General features: G+C 66.5%; 19 protein-coding genes and 2 tRNA genes. 14 read left to right on the top strand and 7 right to left on the bottom strand.

Annotated features, from left to right (window positions below):
- Positions 1–272: 272 nt before the first annotated feature.
- Together NSQ78_RS19900 and NSQ78_RS19895 are read right to left on the bottom strand one after the other, a co-directional pair.
- Positions 273–758 (bottom strand): Mpo1-like protein, encoded by a 486-nt coding sequence (locus NSQ78_RS19900; RefSeq protein ID WP_049468026.1) that lies wholly within the window; start codon positions 756–758, stop codon positions 273–275.
- Positions 759–979: 221 nt separating this feature from the next.
- Positions 980–1,906: a phosphoribosylaminoimidazolesuccinocarboxamide synthase gene (locus tag NSQ78_RS19895; RefSeq protein WP_049468023.1), complete on the bottom strand. Its 927-nt coding sequence runs from the start codon at positions 1,904–1,906 to the stop codon at positions 980–982.
- A gap of 144 nt (positions 1,907–2,050) precedes the next feature.
- Between NSQ78_RS19895 and NSQ78_RS19890 the strand changes: the two genes are divergently transcribed.
- From NSQ78_RS19890 to NSQ78_RS19845, 10 genes are all read left to right on the top strand, one after another.
- Positions 2,051–2,380 carry a DnaJ domain-containing protein gene (locus tag NSQ78_RS19890; protein WP_008265098.1) on the top strand — a complete coding sequence of 110 codons (330 nt, stop codon included), beginning with the start codon at positions 2,051–2,053 and terminating at the stop codon, positions 2,378–2,380.
- 29 nt (positions 2,381–2,409) lie between these two features.
- Complete coding sequence (rpe, locus tag NSQ78_RS19885; RefSeq protein ID WP_064239392.1) at positions 2,410–3,087, top strand: ribulose-phosphate 3-epimerase; 678 nt, start codon at positions 2,410–2,412, stop codon at positions 3,085–3,087.
- A gap of 12 nt (positions 3,088–3,099) precedes the next feature.
- On the top strand, positions 3,100–3,582 hold the full coding sequence (locus tag NSQ78_RS19880) for a GNAT family N-acetyltransferase (RefSeq protein ID WP_049468075.1): 483 nt from the start codon (positions 3,100–3,102) through the stop codon (positions 3,580–3,582).
- A 297-nt stretch (positions 3,583–3,879) separates the two neighbouring features.
- Complete coding sequence (gene yegS, locus NSQ78_RS19875; protein WP_057494326.1) at positions 3,880–4,824, top strand: lipid kinase YegS; 945 nt, start codon at positions 3,880–3,882, stop codon at positions 4,822–4,824.
- A 299-nt stretch (positions 4,825–5,123) separates the two neighbouring features.
- Positions 5,124–6,599 carry an anthranilate synthase component I gene (trpE, locus tag NSQ78_RS19870; RefSeq protein ID WP_057494325.1) on the top strand — a complete coding sequence of 492 codons (1,476 nt, stop codon included), beginning with the start codon at positions 5,124–5,126 and terminating at the stop codon, positions 6,597–6,599.
- Between the two features lie 67 nt (positions 6,600–6,666).
- Entirely contained in the window at positions 6,667–7,446 is a 780-nt protein-coding gene (locus NSQ78_RS19865; RefSeq protein ID WP_049468014.1) for an SIMPL domain-containing protein, read from the top strand.
- Between the two features lie 2 nt (positions 7,447–7,448).
- Entirely contained in the window at positions 7,449–8,036 is a 588-nt protein-coding gene (locus NSQ78_RS19860; protein ID WP_064239390.1) for an aminodeoxychorismate/anthranilate synthase component II, read from the top strand.
- Between the two features lie 16 nt (positions 8,037–8,052).
- Positions 8,053–9,084: an anthranilate phosphoribosyltransferase gene (trpD, locus tag NSQ78_RS19855; RefSeq protein WP_064239389.1), complete on the top strand. Its 1,032-nt coding sequence runs from the start codon at positions 8,053–8,055 to the stop codon at positions 9,082–9,084.
- Positions 9,085–9,159: 75 nt separating this feature from the next.
- Positions 9,160–9,954 (top strand): indole-3-glycerol phosphate synthase TrpC, encoded by a 795-nt coding sequence (trpC, locus tag NSQ78_RS19850; RefSeq protein WP_049432395.1) that lies wholly within the window; start codon positions 9,160–9,162, stop codon positions 9,952–9,954.
- Positions 9,951–10,667 carry a haloacid dehalogenase-like hydrolase gene (locus NSQ78_RS19845; RefSeq protein WP_005419826.1) on the top strand — a complete coding sequence of 239 codons (717 nt, stop codon included), beginning with the start codon at positions 9,951–9,953 and terminating at the stop codon, positions 10,665–10,667. Before trpC ends, NSQ78_RS19845 begins: the two co-directional genes overlap by 4 nt.
- Positions 10,668–10,783: 116 nt before the next feature.
- On the opposite strand, the gene NSQ78_RS19840 is transcribed toward NSQ78_RS19845, so the two are convergent.
- Together NSQ78_RS19840 and crp are read right to left on the bottom strand one after the other, a co-directional pair.
- Entirely contained in the window at positions 10,784–11,545 is a 762-nt protein-coding gene (locus NSQ78_RS19840) for a sulfite exporter TauE/SafE family protein (RefSeq protein ID WP_339207301.1), read from the bottom strand.
- Positions 11,546–11,606: 61 nt separating this feature from the next.
- Positions 11,607–12,296: a cAMP-activated global transcriptional regulator CRP gene (crp, locus tag NSQ78_RS19835; protein ID WP_010482649.1), complete on the bottom strand. Its 690-nt coding sequence runs from the start codon at positions 12,294–12,296 to the stop codon at positions 11,607–11,609.
- Positions 12,297–12,445: 149 nt separating this feature from the next.
- On the opposite strand from crp, the gene speD reads away from it, so the two are divergent.
- On the top strand, positions 12,446–13,240 hold the full coding sequence (gene speD / locus NSQ78_RS19830; RefSeq protein WP_005411315.1) for an adenosylmethionine decarboxylase: 795 nt from the start codon (positions 12,446–12,448) through the stop codon (positions 13,238–13,240).
- Between the two features lie 168 nt (positions 13,241–13,408).
- A complete protein-coding gene (gene sugE / locus NSQ78_RS19825) occupies positions 13,409–13,729 on the top strand; it encodes a quaternary ammonium compound efflux SMR transporter SugE (RefSeq protein WP_005419816.1) in 321 nt (106 codons plus the stop codon).
- 67 nt (positions 13,730–13,796) lie between these two features.
- Here the strand turns inward: sugE and coq7 are convergent, their stop codons facing one another.
- On the bottom strand, positions 13,797–14,441 hold the full coding sequence (gene coq7 / locus NSQ78_RS19820) for a 2-polyprenyl-3-methyl-6-methoxy-1,4-benzoquinone monooxygenase (protein WP_033833579.1): 645 nt from the start codon (positions 14,439–14,441) through the stop codon (positions 13,797–13,799).
- Between the two features lie 196 nt (positions 14,442–14,637).
- On the opposite strand from coq7, the gene rplM reads away from it, so the two are divergent.
- Both rplM and rpsI read left to right on the top strand, forming a co-directional pair.
- The gene (rplM, locus tag NSQ78_RS19815) at positions 14,638–15,066 is read left to right on the top strand and encodes a 50S ribosomal protein L13 (protein WP_005414692.1); all 429 of its coding nucleotides are present in this window, start codon (positions 14,638–14,640) and stop codon (positions 15,064–15,066) included.
- 2 nt (positions 15,067–15,068) lie between these two features.
- Positions 15,069–15,461 (top strand): 30S ribosomal protein S9, encoded by a 393-nt coding sequence (gene rpsI / locus NSQ78_RS19810; RefSeq protein ID WP_019661502.1) that lies wholly within the window; start codon positions 15,069–15,071, stop codon positions 15,459–15,461.
- A 323-nt stretch (positions 15,462–15,784) separates the two neighbouring features.
- Here rpsI and NSQ78_RS19805 read toward each other — a convergent pair.
- A tRNA-Gln gene (locus NSQ78_RS19805) sits at positions 15,785–15,859 on the bottom strand.
- 55 nt (positions 15,860–15,914) lie between these two features.
- Positions 15,915–15,991, bottom strand: a tRNA-Met gene (locus tag NSQ78_RS19800).
- Positions 15,992–16,076 lie beyond the last annotated feature (85 nt).

The following is a 16,076-nucleotide window of genomic DNA, read 5'->3' as shown; positions in this document are numbered from 1 at the left end:
AAACCCATCGAACGGCGATCAACTGCATGTAACGTCCGCTGATTCATTTTTTCGCGGCGCAGCATCGCGTTCCTGTTGCTCCTCCCCGCTTGCCCTCGGGGGACACCCTACGCCCGCGCAGTGAGACCGCAGGCCCTGTCGCACAGGGGCTGCCGCCAACGGGCGAGAGGTGGGGAGCGAGTCACTGCCGCAGGCTGGCAGGGCCGCCGTGGAGCGTGGGTGACGGAATCCGCCCGTTCAGGAAACGAAGGCCACTATCGGCCACCGCAAGGTCAGTAGCGCCAGTCGAGCTTGCGGTAGAGCTTGGCCATCACCCAGGCCGGGCCGATCAGCAGGTAGGTCAGGTCGGTCAGGAAGCTGGGCTTGCGGCCCTCGAACTTGTGGCCGATGAACTGCGCGATCCAGGCCACCACGAACACCCCTACCGCCAGCCAGCGCAGCCCCTGCAGGCCGATCTCGGCCTCCAGCAGGCGGCACAGGCAGCCGAACACGAAGAACTGGATGAGCATGCCGATGCCCAGCGGGCGCGACAGCTTGTTGTAGAAGCACCAGGCACTGAACATCGCCAACGCCGACCAGATGCCGTACTGGAACCAGGTGATCAGCGGTGGCAGGCACCACAGCAGGGCCACCACCGACCACAGGATCGCCGGCACCGCCACCACGTGGATGCGCTGGTTGATCACATTGCGGTGGTCGTCGGAGTAGCTGGCGAAATAGCGGTCGATCGGCCGCGCAAGCTGGGTGGATGTCTGCATGCTGCGTCGCTTCCTCGGACAACGGTAGTGCCGGCCGCTGGTGCGGCGCTCCAGAGCATAGCCGAGTTCGCGAGGTTGCTTAGCCAGCGGGCACTACCCCGGGTAACCGGCAGTAGAGCCAGGCCATGCCTGGCTGCAGGTGTTCGCTGAGGTTGCCGGCCAGCGGCCGGCACTACCGCGTTCAGAACGCCCCCCGCCTTTCCGGCCGGGGGCGCAGGGGATCAGTCGACGCTGATCCCGGCCAGGCGCTGCAGCGCTTCGGCGTACTTGGCGCGGGTGCGCTCGATGATCTCGGCCGGGATGGTCGGGCCCGGGGCGGTCTTGCCCCAGTCCAGCGTCTCCAGGTAATCGCGCACGAACTGCTTGTCGTAGCTCGGCGGGCTGGTGCCCACTTCGTACTCGTCGGCCGGCCAGTAACGCGAGGAATCCGGCGTCAGCATCTCGTCCATGATGTACAGGCGGCCATCGGCGTCGGTACCGAACTCGAACTTGGTGTCGGCCAGGAGGATGCCGCGTTCGCGGGCGTAATCGGCGGCGAACTTGTAGATGCGCAGGGTGGCGTCGCGCACGCGCTCGGCCAGTTCCGCACCGACCTGCTTCACCATCGCATCAAAATCGATGTTCTCGTCGTGGTCGCCGACGGCGGCCTTGGTCGACGGGGTGAAGATCGGCTCGGGCAGCTGCTCGGCCTGGCGCAAGCCATCGGGCAGGTCGATGCCGCTGACCTTGCCGGTGCGCTGGTAGTCCTTCCAGCCGCTGCCGATCAGGTAGCCGCGCGCGATCGCTTCCACCGGCACCGGCTTCAGCTTGCGGGTGACCACCGCGCGCCGGGCGTACAGGGCCGGGTCCACGCCCTCGGGCAGCACGCTGGCCACGTCGATGCCGGTCAGGTGGTTGGGCATCAGGTGCGCGGTCTTGGCGAACCAGAAGTTGGAGACCTGGCAGAGCATCTCGCCCTTGCCCGGGATCGGGTCGGGCAGCACCACATCGAACGCAGACAGGCGATCGGTGGCGACCATCAGCAGGTAATCGCCCGGCGGGGTTCCGGCTGGCAGCCGCTCGCGCGGGATATCGAACACATCACGCACCTTGCCGCGATGGCGCAAGGGCAGGCCGGGGAGATCGGATTGCAACAGCGTGGTTGGCACGGGCACTCCTGGGGCGTTGTCGATACGGCTGCTGCCCAACGGACCCGGCGGGCCCGCTGACCAGCGGGCGGCCTAGTGTAAAGCGGTCCGGGCCCGCTGTGACGTAAAATGAGCGTCCATTTCGTCGGTCCACCCCGGAGCGCCATGCGCTGGTACGGAAAACTGCTCGGATTCATCGCCGGCGCCCTGCTGTTCCGGCCCAATCCGCTGTTCGGCGCCGTGGTGGGGCTGCTGATCGGCCACGCCTTCGACTCGGACTGGTTCCGCCTGAACAAGGAGAACCCGTACCGGGAGCTGGGGCTGACCTCCGAGGCCACCGATGCCGAGATCGAGCGCGCCTACCGCAAGCTGATCTCCCAGTACCACCCCGACAAGCTTGGCGGCGCTGCCCCCGAGCTGCAGCAGCAGGCCGAGCAGAAGTCGCGGCGGATCAATGCCGCCTACGACCGCATCAAGACCCTGCGCAAGCGCTGACCCCTTTCCCCTCGTTGCAAGGCCCGGCCATGTCCCACTGCCTCATCGCCCCCTCCATCCTGTCCGCCAACTTCGCCCGCCTCGGCGAGGAAGTCGACAACGTCCTCGCCGCCGGCGCGGACTGGGTCCACTTCGACGTGATGGACAACCACTACGTGCCGAACCTGACCATCGGCCCGATGGTCTGCCAGGCGCTGCGCAAGCACGGCGTGACCGCACCGATCGACGTGCACCTGATGGTCGAGCCGGTGGACCGCATCATCCCGGACTTCGCCGAGGCCGGTGCCACCTACATCAGCTTCCATCCGGAGGCGAGCCGCCACGTGCACCGCACCATCCAGCTGATCCGCTCGCTGGGCTGCAAGCCGGGCATCGTGCTCAATCCGGCCACGCCGGTGGACATCCTCGACTGGGTGCTGGAGGACCTGGACCTGGTGCTGCTGATGTCGGTCAACCCGGGCTTCGGCGGCCAGGCCTTCATCCCCTCGGCGCTGGACAAGCTGAAGGTCGTGCGCAAGATGATCGACGCCAGCGGCAAGGACATCCGCCTGGAGATCGACGGTGGCGTGAAGGCCGACAACATCGGCCAGATCGCTGCCGCTGGCGCCGATACCTTCGTCGCCGGTTCGGCCATCTTCAATGCCAAGACCAGCTACCAGGACGTGATCGCGCAGATGCGCGCCAACGTTGCTGCGGCGCGGGGCTGAACCATGAGCACGGTGGCCGTGTTGAACATCCGCCCGGCCACCGTGGCCGATGCCGGTCTGATCCTGCATTTCATCCGCGAGCTGGCCATTTACGAGAAGGCCGAGCACTCGGTGCAGACCGATGAGATCGGCATCGCCGAGAGCCTGTTCGGACCCGATGCCACGGCGCGCGCCCTGATCTGCGAAGCCGGTGGCGAGGCCATCGGTTACGCCGTGTATTTCTACAACTACTCGACCTGGCTGGGCCGCAAGGGCATCTACCTGGAAGACCTGTATGTCAGCCAGGAAAAGCGTGGCGCGGGCGCTGGCAAGGCGCTGCTGAAGTACATCGCCCGCCAGGCCGTGGCCGAAGGCTGCGGCCGCTTCGAGTGGTCGGTGCTGGACTGGAACACCCCGGCCATCGCGTTCTACACCGCTGCCGGCGCGAAGCCGCAGGACGAGTGGACCGTGTACCGGCTGCAGGGCCAGGCGCTGCACGATTTCGCCAACGGGTGACGTGCATCCACGCACGGCGTGGATCTACGGCCGGGCAAAAAAAAGCCACGCCCATCACGGGCGTGGCTTCGCTGCATGCGTGGGAGGCTGATCCTGCCTCCATCCGTCGTCCCTGCTATGGCCTTCCATTCTCCGGGCCGGCAATGACATCTGCATGACATCGCGGTTGCGGTGCCGCGTCGGCTCCCCTGCACCATCAACCACGCATGGCGTGGATCTACGGCTTCCAAGCGTTGGCGTTCACTGGCAGCGAACGCGCGATTGCTAGCCTGTGCCCCCCTCTCCTGGAAGCTCTGCATGACCACCCCGCGCTGGCGCCTGATCCTCAATGGAAAATCCGCTGGCAACGAGGAGCTGCGCGATGCCGTCGGCCACTGGCGCGGGCAGGGCGTGCAGCTGGACGTACGGGTGACCTGGGAAGACGGCGACGCCGAACGCTACGTTGCCGAAGCCATCGACCATGGCGTGGACGTGATCGTGGCCGCCGGTGGCGACGGCACGCTCAGTGCGGTGGCCGAAACCCTGGCCCATCGCGATGAACCGGCGCAGGCGCTGCCTTCTCTGGCGCTGGTCCCGATGGGGACCGCCAACGATTTCGCCACGGCTGCCGGCATCCCGACCGGGCCCCAGGAGGCCTTCGCCCTGATCGGCCAGGCACCGCCGCATGCCATCGACCTGCTGCGCGTGGACGCCGATGGCACGCCCTGGTGGTGCGCCAATCTCGCCAGCGGTGGCTTTGGCACGCAGGTGACGGTGGAGACCGATGCCGGCTTGAAGAAGATGCTGGGTGGGCTGGCCTACGTGATCACCGGCATCGCCAAGCTGGGCCGCATCGAGCCGATCACCGCGCGCCTGTCCGGCCCGGATTTCGCTTGGGAAGGCGACTTCATCGCGCTCGGCATCGGCAATGGCCGCCAGGCCGGCGGTGGCCAGCAGCTGTGCCCGCAGGCCCTGATCGACGACGGGCTGCTGGATGTCACCGTGCTGCCAGAGCTGGAAGGGGAGGTCACCGCGACCCTCGGCCAGATGCTGAAGTCCGGCACGCAGGCCGCGCTCGAACAATTGGCCACGCGCGCGAGGCTGCCGTGGCTGCAGGTGCAAGCCGAGCGGCCGCTGACGCTCAACCTGGACGGCGAACCGGTGCAGGCGCGCCAGTTCCGCATCGCGTGCGTGCCGGGCAGGGTGCGGATGCACCTGCCGGTCGGTTGCCCGTTGCTGGCGGGGCAGGGGTTAGATGGGTAGGGGGTAGAGTCGACTGTCAGTCGACTGCTCTTCGTTCCGACGGCATAAAACCCCGCGCGACGCGCGCAAGTCGACCAACAGTCGACTCTACCGGTCCGCGTCGTCAGTTCCCGTGGCCGACCCCGCCCGTCCCGTGGTTCAGTTTCCCAGGGTTCCCCTGCCGACCAAGCTGCGATACAGTCAAGGGGTGTCCAGCCTGACGACCCCGCATACCCTTTCTTCCGCACGCCGTTGGTGGCGATGGTGGCCCGTTGCCGTCGTCCGCCCCCATAACGCTGTGTCCCGGAAGGAAAGTCGTCTTGAACTCGCACGCTCAGTTTCAGCAGCAGGCCGCTGAAGGCCACACCCATATTCCCGTCGTCCGTGAAGTGCTGTCCGACCTGGACACGCCGCTCTCGGTCTATCTGAAGCTCGCCGACGGCCCCAATACCTACCTGTTTGAATCCGTCGAAGGCGGCGAGCGCTTTGGTCGTTACTCGATCATCGGGCTGCCGGCGCGGCGCGTTTACGCCTTCCATGGCCACACGCTGACCGTGCGCGAAGACGGCCAGGTGGTTGACACCCGCGAGGTGGCCGACCCGTTCGCCGAAGTCGAGGCGCTGCGCAGCGCCCACTCGGTGCCGAAGCTGGACGGCCTGCCGGGCTTCACCGGTGGCCTGGTCGGCTGGTTCGGTTTCGAGTGCATCGGCTACATCGAACCGCGCCTGGCCCCGCCAGCGGGCCGCGATGAACTGGGCACGCCGGACATCCTGCTGCTGGACTCCAACGAGCTGGCGGTGTTCGACAATCTGAAGGGCCGGCTGTACCTGATCGTGCACGCCGACCCGCGCGTCGACGGTGCCTTCGAACAGGCGCAGGCGCGCCTGGATGCCCTGACGGCGAAGCTGCGTGCACCGGGTGCCGGCTATCCCGCCCCGCTCAACAGCGACGTGCTGGACGAATCGGATTTCGTCTCCGGGTTTACCCGCGAAGGCTTCGTCGATGCGGTCCAGCGCAGCAAGGAATACATCCGCGCCGGTGACATCTTCCAGGTGGTGCTGAGCCAGCGCCTGAGCGTGCCGTTCAAGGCGCGCCCGGTGGATGTGTACCGTGCGCTGCGTGCATTGAATCCGTCGCCGTACATGTACTTCCTGGATGTCGGCGACCTGCAGGTGGTCGGTTCCTCGCCGGAAATCCTGGTGCGTCTGCAGGATGGCGAAGTCACCGTGCGGCCGATTGCCGGCACCCGTCCGCGCGGTGCCACCGTCGAGCAGGACCTGGCGCTGGAAGCCGAGCTGCTGGCCGACCCGAAGGAACGCGCCGAGCACCTGATGCTGATCGACCTCGGCCGCAACGATGCTGGCCGCGTCTCGAAGGCCGGCACCGTGGAAGTGGGCGAGCAGTTCGTGATCGAACGCTACAGCCACGTCATGCACATCGTCAGCGAAGTCACCGGGCAGCTGCAGCCGGGGCTGAGCTATGCCGACGTGCTGCGTGCCACCTTCCCGGCCGGCACGGTCAGCGGCGCGCCGAAGATCCGCGCGCTGGAAGTGATCCGCGAGCTGGAACCGATCAAGCGCAACGTCTATGCCGGCAGCATCGGCTACATCGGCTGGCATGGCGATGCCGATACCGCGATCGCGATCCGCACCGCGGTGATCAAGGACGGCCGCCTGTACGTGCAGGCCGGTGCCGGCATCGTCTACGACTCGGACCCGGACAAGGAATGGGACGAGACGATGAACAAGGGCCGCGCGCTGTTCCGCGCCGTCGCCCAGGCTGCCAAGGGCCTGTGAGCCTTTCCCTGCCGTGGCCTGCGCCGCGGCACCTCCTGCTGTTCCCATTCAAGACAAGGAGTACCGCATGAAGCTGCTGAGCGCATTGCTGTGGTCGTCGCTGCTGGCCACGATGGCCCCGTCTGCGTGGGCGCAGGCCAATACCATTCCTTCGCAGCCGCACCTGCTGGTGAAGGGGCAGGGCACCCGGACGGTGATGCCGGACCGGTTCGGCCTGCAGTTGAACATCGAAGAGACCGACATGGACGCCGATGCGGCGCGCCGCCGCGTGCAGGGCAACGTGGCCCGCGTGCTGGCGCTGTTCAAGCAGCACAAGGCGGTGGAGGGCAGCGTGCGTGCGGACAACCTGCGGATCGGCCCGGCGACGCGCTACGAGCAGAACCGGCAGGTCTTCATCGGTACCCGCGTGTCGCGCCAGCTGCGCGCCAGCTTTGCCAGCGTGAAGGCGATGCAGGACGTCCTGGGTGCGTTGAAGGCCAACGAGAACGTGCAGGTCAGCAGCATGGCGCCGACCTACTCGGGCGAAGCGGCGTTGCGGCGCGAACTCAAGGGCGAGGCCGCAGCCCAGACCCGCCAGTCCGCGCAGGGCCTGGCCAAGGCCTACGGCACGCGGCTGCGCGGTCTGTACAGCATCTCCGACGTGGCGCCGAACTTCGCCTACGGCATCCAGGCCGGGCAATGGCCGCAGCCGGGCGAAGACGGCGGGGATCTCGACAGGATCTCTGTGACCGGCAGCTACGCGCCCGCCTCGGCGCCTGCGCCCGCTGAGCCCGAATCCGTTGAAGCCGGCCCCATCACCTACACCGAAAACGTATACGCCATTTTCCTGATAAGCGACGGAACCTGACCATGTTGTGGATGATCGACAACTACGACAGCTTCACCTACAACCTCGTGCAGTACCTGCAGACGCTGGGCGCCGAAGTGAAGGTGGTGCGCAATGATGCGATGAGCGTGGATGAGATCGCCGCGCAGAAACCCGAGCGCATCGTCATCTCGCCTGGCCCGTGCACGCCCAACGAAGCGGGCGTGTCGCTGGAATTGATCCAGCGCCTGGGCCCGACCACGCCGATCCTCGGCGTGTGCCTGGGCCACCAGGGCATCGGCCAGGTCTACGGCGGCACCGTCATCCGTGCCGGCAACATCATGCACGGCAAGACCTCGCCGATCCGCCATGAAGGCAAGGGCGTGTTCGCCGGCCTGCCCGACCGCTACCAGGCCACCCGCTACCACTCGCTGGTGGTGGACAAGAACAGCCTGCCCGATGTGCTGGAAGTGACCGCCTGGACCGAGAACCAGGACGGCTCGATCGAAGAGATCATGGGCCTGCGCCACCGCCAGTTCCCGGTGGAGGGCGTGCAGTTCCACCCCGAATCCATCCTCACCGAACACGGCCACGCCCTGCTGCGCAATTTCCTGCAGCGCCCGGCGGCCTGATCCAAGGAGCATTCCCATGAGCTTCTCCCCCCAGGAAGCCCTGCATCGCACCATCGAGCATCGCGAAATCTTCTTCGACGAAATGGTCGACCTGATGCGGCAGATCATGCGCGGCGACGTGTCGCCGATGATGACCGCGGCGATCCTCACCGGCCTGCGGGTGAAGAAGGAGACCGTGGACGAGATCGCCGCGGCGGCCACCGTGATGCGTGAATTCGCCCGGCCAGTGCCGGTGGCCGATACCTCCAACCTGGTTGATATCGTCGGTACCGGTGGCGATGGCTCGCACACCTTCAACATCTCTACCTGCTCGATGTTCGTGGCCGCTGCCGCCGGTGCGCGCGTGGCCAAGCACGGCAACCGCAGCGTGTCTTCCAAGTCCGGCAGTGCCGACGCGCTGGAAGCGCTGGGCGCGGTGATCGAACTGCAGCCGGACCAGGTGGCCGCCGCCATCGACCGGACCGGCATCGGCTTCATGTTCGCGCCGATCCATCACCCCTCGATGAAGGTGGTCGCGCCGGTACGCCGCGAAATGGGCGTGCGCACCATCTTCAACATCCTTGGCCCGCTGACCAATCCGGCCAGCGCGCCGTCGGTACTGATGGGCGTGTTCCATCCCGATCTGGTGGGCATCCAGGCCCGCGTGCTGCGCGAGCTGGGCACCGAGCGCGCCATGGTGGTCTGGGGCCGCGACAACATGGACGAGATCTCGCTGGGCGCCGGCACCCTGGTCGGCGAGCTGCGCGACGGCAAGGTGCGTGAGTACGAGATCCACCCGGAGGACTTCGGCATCGCCATGTCGGCCAGCCGCAACCTGCGCGTGGACGGCCCGGAGCAGTCCATCCAGATGCTGCGCGCCGTGCTGGACAATGCGTCCGGCCCGGCGCTGGACATCGTTGCGTTGAATGCCGGCGCCGCCCTGTACGTGGCCGGCGTGGCCAGCGACATCGGCGATGGCCTGGCCCGCGCCCGTGCCGCCATTGCCAACGGCAGCGCCCGCCAGCGCCTGCAGCAGTACGTGGAAACCACCCGCGCGCTGGTTGCCTGAGCGCGCGGTTCAGCCTGACCCCGTCGATGGCCGATAATGGCCGTCCTCACCGCCCCCCGCACCGACCCGAAGACGATGAGCGACATCCTGCAGACGATCCTGGCCCGCAAGGCCGAAGAAGTGGCCCAGCGCCGCGCCCAGCGCCCGCTCGAGGCGCTGCAGGCCGCCGTGGCCAGCGCCCCGCCGGTACGTGGCTTCGTGCGCGCGTTGCAGGCGGCGGTGGCCAACGGCGACCCGGCGGTGATCGCCGAGGTGAAGAAGGCCAGCCCGTCCAAGGGCGTCATCCGCCCGGACTTCCGCCCGGCCGACATCGCCGTCAGCTACGAGTTCGGCGGTGCCAGCTGCCTGTCGGTGCTGACCGACGTGGATTTCTTCCAGGGCGCCGACGCCTACCTGCAGCAGGCGCGCGAGGCCTGCACGCTGCCGGTGCTGCGCAAGGACTTCGTGATCGACGCCTACCAGGTGTACGAGGCACGCGTGCTGGGCGCCGACTGCATCCTGCTGATCGTGGCCGCGCTGGACGACACCCAGCTGGCCACGTTGTCCGAACTGGCGTTGTCGCTGGGCATGGACGTTCTGGTGGAAGTGCACGACATCGATGAACTGGAGCGCGCCCTGCAGGTGCCGGCGCCGATGATCGGCATCAACAACCGCAACCTGCGCACGTTCGAGGTGTCGCTGCAGACCACGCTGGACATGCAGCAGGCCGTGCCGCGTGACCGCCTGCTGGTCACCGAGAGCGGCATCCTCGGCCCGCAGGATGTCGCGCTGATGCGCGATGCCGGGATCCATGCCTTCCTGGTCGGCGAGGCCTTCATGCGCGTGGAAGAGCCGGGCGAGGGCCTGCGTCAGCTATTCTTCGCGGCATGACAACGCACTATCCAACGCCGCGCGAGGATGCGCCGCTGGTGGTCTTCGACTTCGACCACACCCTCTACGACGGCGATTCGGGCACCCACCTGTTCGCCTCGCTGATCAAGCGCAACCCGTTGCGCATGCTGGCGGCACTGCTGGTCACGCCGATCGCCGGGCCGATGGTGGCGATGCTGCCGACCCGCCGTGCGGGCATCTCGGTCTATGTGTGGATCGGCAGCTTCGGCCTGCACCGTGCCCGCGACTTCAACAAGGTGATCGACGCCTACGTGCTGCGCAATCAGGCGCAGATGCGCGCCAAGCTGCTGCCGCAGGCGCTGGAGGTGTTCGCCGCGCACCGTGCCAAGGGCGACCGCGTGGTGGTCGCCACCGGCGCGCCGCCGGAGCTGGCACGCGCGATCCTGGCCTTCGTGGCCCACCAGGACGTGCCGGTGATCGGCACCGAGGTCGGCCCGCGGCTGGGCGGCGTCGGCCCGACCCGTCACTGCCACAACGAAGAAAAGATGCGCATGCTGCGCGAGCGCGGCTATGGCGACATCGATATCGCCTATTCCGACAGTACCGCCGACCTGCCGCTGCTGCTGGCGGCCAAGGCGCCGGTGGTGGTGAACCCGAAGCCGGGCCGGGTGGCGTTCTTCCGCCGCGTGCTGCCGGCCGGCACCCGCATCCTCAACTGGGGTTGCGTGGACCGGGGCGGCGACAAGGCGTAGCCCGGGGCCAGGTCCCGTCGGGGGCCTGACCCCATCGCACGATGACGGATCTGCCGGCCAGCGGCCGGCACTACCCTCCTCCGTCGCGGTAGTGCCGGCCGCTGGCCGGCAAACGCTCAATGCCCCAGGTACCCGTACACCGCGTGCCCGACCTGGAACAGGCTGATCCCCAGCACCAGCACGCCGACGGCCACCAGCACCCAGCGCTCTTGCACCCGCTTGACCAGGATCGCCGCCACCGGCGCCGCCATCATGCCGCCGATCAGCAGGCCGGCGACGATCTGCAGGTGCTGCACCCCCATCGACAGCAGGAAGGTCGCCGACACCGTCAGCGTGACCACGAACTCCGCTGCATTGACCGTACCGATCGTGGTACGCGCCTGGCCACCACGGGCGAGCAGGGTGGACGTGGCGATCGGCCCCCAGCCGCCACCGCCGCTGGCGTCGAGCAGGCCCGCGAAGAAGCCCAGCACCGGTACCCGGCGGATCTCGCCCTCGGGCATCCAGCGTCCGGCCGCGCGGGCCAGGATGATGATCGCCAGCACCAGCAGGTACAGGTAGATCAGTGGCCGGATGATCTCGCCCGGAATCTGCGTGAGCACGTACGCGCCCACGGCACCGCCCACCGCGCCAGGCAGGGCCAGGCGCAGGAACAGGCGTTTATCGACATTTCCGGCTGCGAGGTGCGACACAGCCGAGGCACCAGTGGTGAACACTTCGGCGGTGTGGATGCTCGCGCTGACCTGCGCCGGCGGCAGGCCCATGCTCAGCATCACCGACGAGGACACCAGGCCGAAGGCCATGCCCAGCGCACCGTCGACCAGCTGTGCGCCCAGGCCGATGAGGATGAACCACCAGAATTCGCTGCTCAGCTCCATGTCCCGAGCCTAGCGCGCGAAGGAGTGCGGACCAAGGTCCGCACCCACCGGGGCTCAACGGTCAACGGGTGCCGTACAGCACCACGGTCTTGCCGCGGGCATGCAGCAGGCCGTCGGTCTGCAGCTTCTTCAGCACGCGGCCGGCCATTTCGCGCGAGCAGCCGACCAGACGCGCCAGTTCCTGGCGCGAGACGCGCAGCTGGCTGCCCTGCGGGTGGCTCATTGCTTCCGGTTCCTGCGCCAGGTCGTGCAGGGTGCGCACGATCCGGTCGGTGACGTCCAGGAATGCCAGTCGGCTGGCCTTGCGGCTGGTGTCGAGCAGGCGCTTGGAGATCTGCTGGCCCAGCGCGTACAGCAGGCGCGGGGCATCGGCCGACAGCGGGCCGAGGAACAGCTGATGCAGGCGCTCGTAGCTGATTTCAGCCAGCTCGCAGGCGGTGCGGGTCCGCAGGATCACCTCGCGGCGGTCCGATTCGACGAACAGGCCCATCTCGCCGACGAACTCGCCGGCACCGAAGTAGCCCAGCACAAGCTCGCGATCGTCATCTTCCTCGGCCATGATCGAAACCGAGCCGCTGATGACGTAATACAGGGTTCCCGCCGGGTCACCGGGTCGGAAGACGTCGGTACGGGTGGGATATCGCCGCCTGTGGCTGTGCGCCAGGAAACGATCGATTGTGGCGATATCCAGGGCCAGTGGACTGCTAGCTAGGCGCACGGTTGACACGATAGGGGCGCTCCCTCTGCGCATGAACGGATTCACGGGGTCGATAGCGGAGCTTAACCAGCGCAATTGTTAAGGGCAAACAGTGTGCCAGAACTCTTGCGTCTTCACGTTCCCCCCGGGGGCAGTTTGCCCCATAATTCCCCCTTTCCCTTCTTACACAGGAATCGACCGCCGTGGTCAAGCCGTTGCCTCGCCTGAGGCTGCAGGGTTTCAACAACCTCACCAAGGCGCTGAGCTTCAACATCTATGACGTGTGTTACGCGCGCACCGAAGAGGAGCGTCAGCGTTACATTGAATACATCGATGAAGAGTACAACGCCGACAGGCTGACTCAAATCTTGACCGATGTCGCCGAGATCATCGGTGCCAACATCCTGAACGTGGCCCGCCAGGACTACGACCCGCAGGGTGCCTCGGTGACCATCCTGATCTCCGAAGAACCGGTGATCGACAAGAAGCTGGCCGGCAAGGAGCTGATCTCCGACGCGGTGGTCGCGCACATGGACAAGAGCCACATCACTGTCCATACCTACCCGGAAACCCATCCGCAGGAAGGCATCGCGACGTTCCGCGCGGACATCGACGTAGCCACCTGTGGCGTCATTTCCCCGCTGAAGGCCCTGAACTACCTGATCGAGAGCCTTGAGTCGGACATCGTGATCATGGACTACCGCGTCCGTGGCTTCACCCGCGATGTGAAGGGCAAGAAGCACTTCATCGACCACAAGATCAACTCGATCCAGAACTTCCTGGCCAAGAACATCAAGTCGCGTTACGAGATGTTCGACGTCAACGTCTACCAGGAGAACATCTTCCACACGAAGATGCACCTGAAGGACTTCGACCTGGATCAGTACCTGTTCGAGGAAAAGGCCAAGAATCTGTCGTTCAAGGAGCGCATGAAGATCGAAGCGCTGCTCAAGCGCGAGATCGAAGAGCTGTTCCACGGCCGGAACCTGTCCGAGTAAGCCCCATGCGCGATGCCTGCAGGCATCGCCGCCCCAGGCGGGACGACCCGCCCCGTGGAACTGGTGTCGCACTTGCGATATTGTTCCACGGTGATGTACCGACCCACGGCCCGGTGTGAAAACACCGGGCCGTTTTGTTTTCCCAAGAAAGGTAAGGAGCCCCCACCCATGCCCTGGATCTACCTGCTGCTGGCCGGCCTGTTCGAGATCGGTTTCGCCCTCGGAATGAAGTACTCGGAAGGTTTCAGCAAACCCCTGCCCACCGTTGCCACGGTGGTGTCGGCCCTGATCAGCCTGTACCTGATGAGCCAGGCGATGAAGAGCATCCCGGTCGGCACCGCCTACGCGATCTGGACCGGCATCGGAGCCATGGGCGTGGCGGTGCTGGGCATCTACCTGTTCAACGACAGTGCGTCGCCGGCCCGCCTGGCCTGCGTGGGACTGATCGTGGCCGGCGTGATCGGCCTGAAGCTGGTCTCGCCGAACTGATCGGTCGTGCTCCCGGCCGCTGGCTGGCCGGCACGACCGGGCGGTCACAGCCGACCGCGTGTCGCGGCTACAGCCGGTAGGCAATGGCCTTCATCACCCTGGAGGCCAGGGCCATCGCGCCGGGGATCGGGAACGGCAGGCGGCGTGCGCCGGCCTGCTCGGCATGCTCCGCATGGCGCGCCTCGTCTTCCTTCATCACCTGGATGACCGCGCGGCTGCGCAGGTCGCCGGCCGGCAGGTCGACCAGGTGCTCGTCCAGATGGGCTTCCACCTGGCGCTCGGTCTCGACCACGAAGCCCAGGTTCCAGCCGTCGCCACGCAGCCCGGCCAAGGTGCCGATGGTGTAGCTGCCGGCGTACCACAGGGGGTTGAACAGGCTGGGACGGCTGTCCAGTTCGGCCAGCCGGGTGGCGCACCAGGCCAGGTGGTCGGTTTCTTCCTGGGCCGCTTCCAGCAGGTGGTCACGCGTGGCCGGGTCACGGGCCACGGCGGCCTGGCCGAAATACAGGCCCTGCGCGCAGACCTCGCCCACGTGGTTGATCCGCATCAGGCCAGCCGCGTGGCGGCGCTCGGCGCGATCCATGCCGGGCTCGCCGGTGTCCGTGGCGGGGTAGGGACGGGCCGCCGGCGGGTTGCCGAACACGGTGTCCAGGGCGCGCTGCGCCTCGGTCAGCAGGTGGTCCAGCGGGGTGGTCTGGCGGAGCACGGTCATGGCGGTACGCGGCGGGACGGAAGACCGGTCGATTCTCGCCCGGCCCCGTCCCCCTGCCAACCCGCGGCGGGGCCGGCTTGCATCGCGGGCGTGACCTGCGTACAATCCCGCCTCTTGCGCTTCACCTTTCACAACGCGTGGCAGAGTTCCGGCGAGTCCTTCGCCGCAATGAGCCCGACCTAACCTAGAGTTCTTCATGAGCACTTTCACTGCCAAGAACGAGACCGTCCAGCGCGACTGGTACCTCGTCGACGCCGAGGGCAAGACCCTGGGCCGTCTCGCCACCGAGCTGGCCCGCCGTCTGCGTGGCAAGCACAAGCCGGTCTACACCCCGCACGTTGATACCGGCGACTACCTGGTCGTCATCAATGCAGAAAAGATTGCCGTCACCGGCAAGAAGCTGCAGGACAAGATGTATCACCGTTTCACCGGTTACATCGGCAACCTGAAGACCGAATCCCTGGCCCAGGCGCTGGAGCGCCACCCGGAGCGCGTGATCGAGATCGCCGTGAAGGGCATGCTGCCGAAGGGCCCGCTGGGTCGCCAGATGTACCGCAAGCTCAAGGTCTACGCCGGCACTGAGCATCCGCACGCCGCACAGCAGCCGCAGGTTCTGGATATCTAATCATGGCTATCACTCAAAACTACGGCACTGGCCGCCGCAAGTCCTCCACCGCTCGCGTGTTCCTGCGCAAGGGTTCGGGCAACATCACCGTCAATGGCCGTCCGCTGGACGAGTTCTTCGGTCGTGAGACCGCGCGCATGATCGTGCGCCAGCCGCTCGAGCTGACCAAGAACACCGAAAGCTTCGACATCCTGGTCACCGCCGCTGGCGGCGGCACCACCGGCCAGGCCGGTGCGATCCGTCTGGGCATCGCCCGTGCGCTGGTCGAGTACGACGAAAGCCTGAAGTCCGAGCTGCGCAAGGCTGGCTTCATGACCCGCGACGCCCGTGAGGTCGAGCGTAAGAAGGTCGGTCTGCACAAGGCCCGCCGCGCCACCCAGTTCTCCAAGCGCTGATCCACCGCGCCTGGTTGGGCCCCTTCGGGGGCCCGCTGGATGGAAAAGCAAAAGCCCGGCTTCGGCCGGGCTTTTGTCGTTTCGGGAGGATGCATTTCCGGGTTGCCGGCCGGCGGCCGGCACTACCCATGGTTGCGCATCTCGGAAGGGGTGGGGTCAGAGCCCTTTCCTTTGGAAAAGGATCCGCCCCGGGCCTCTCTCTGGAGGAGAGCCCCCTTGATGTTCAAGGGGGGTGCGCCGACAGGCGCGGGGATAAGGTGGAATGCGCGACCAAGTTAAAAGCAAAAGGCCAGATCTTTCGATCTGGCCTTTTGCTTTTAATTTGGCTGCCCCGGATGGATTCGAACCACCGAATGCCTGAGTCAGAGTCAGGTGCCTTACCGCTTGGCGACGGGGCAAAACGTGCAACTATTTTCTCACTCTTCACACTGAAAAACAACTTGAATTTCAGCGTGGTGGCTATGGGTGGACTCGAACCACCGACCCCAGCATTATGAGTGCTGTGCTCTAACCGGCTGAGCTACATAGCCTTGGTGAGCCCGCTATTCTGCGGATGTGTATGGCCCCTGTCAACACTTTTGTGCCGTGCTTGTGGGCCGACAGACGGCGTGGGAT

Origin of the sequence: Stenotrophomonas sp. FSL W7-1447 (genome assembly GCF_037966425.1) — a bacterium.
In the GTDB taxonomy this organism is placed as follows: domain Bacteria; phylum Pseudomonadota; class Gammaproteobacteria; order Xanthomonadales; family Xanthomonadaceae; genus Stenotrophomonas; species Stenotrophomonas pavanii.
Note: the sequence above shows the minus strand (reverse complement) of the source record. Positions and strands in the feature narration are given on the sequence as shown.

Coding starts and splice junctions, on each gene's coding strand:
- NSQ78_RS19900 (WP_049468026.1), bottom strand. CDS start 758: ATGCAGACATCCACCCAGCTTGCGCGGCCGATCGACCGCTATTTCGCC.
- NSQ78_RS19890 (WP_008265098.1), top strand. CDS start 2,051: ATGCGCTGGTACGGAAAACTGCTCGGATTCATCGCCGGCGCCCTGCTG.
- rpe (WP_064239392.1), top strand. CDS start 2,410: ATGTCCCACTGCCTCATCGCCCCCTCCATCCTGTCCGCCAACTTCGCC.
- yegS (WP_057494326.1), top strand. CDS start 3,880: ATGACCACCCCGCGCTGGCGCCTGATCCTCAATGGAAAATCCGCTGGC.
- NSQ78_RS19865 (WP_049468014.1), top strand. CDS start 6,667: ATGAAGCTGCTGAGCGCATTGCTGTGGTCGTCGCTGCTGGCCACGATG.
- NSQ78_RS19860 (WP_064239390.1), top strand. CDS start 7,449: ATGTTGTGGATGATCGACAACTACGACAGCTTCACCTACAACCTCGTG.
- trpD (WP_064239389.1), top strand. CDS start 8,053: ATGAGCTTCTCCCCCCAGGAAGCCCTGCATCGCACCATCGAGCATCGC.
- trpC (WP_049432395.1), top strand. CDS start 9,160: ATGAGCGACATCCTGCAGACGATCCTGGCCCGCAAGGCCGAAGAAGTG.
- NSQ78_RS19845 (WP_005419826.1), top strand. CDS start 9,951: ATGACAACGCACTATCCAACGCCGCGCGAGGATGCGCCGCTGGTGGTC.
- NSQ78_RS19840 (WP_339207301.1), bottom strand. CDS start 11,545: ATGGAGCTGAGCAGCGAATTCTGGTGGTTCATCCTCATCGGCCTGGGC.
- crp (WP_010482649.1), bottom strand. CDS start 12,296: ATGCGCAGAGGGAGCGCCCCTATCGTGTCAACCGTGCGCCTAGCTAGC.
- sugE (WP_005419816.1), top strand. CDS start 13,409: ATGCCCTGGATCTACCTGCTGCTGGCCGGCCTGTTCGAGATCGGTTTC.
- coq7 (WP_033833579.1), bottom strand. CDS start 14,441: ATGACCGTGCTCCGCCAGACCACCCCGCTGGACCACCTGCTGACCGAG.
- rplM (WP_005414692.1), top strand. CDS start 14,638: ATGAGCACTTTCACTGCCAAGAACGAGACCGTCCAGCGCGACTGGTAC.
- rpsI (WP_019661502.1), top strand. CDS start 15,069: ATGGCTATCACTCAAAACTACGGCACTGGCCGCCGCAAGTCCTCCACC.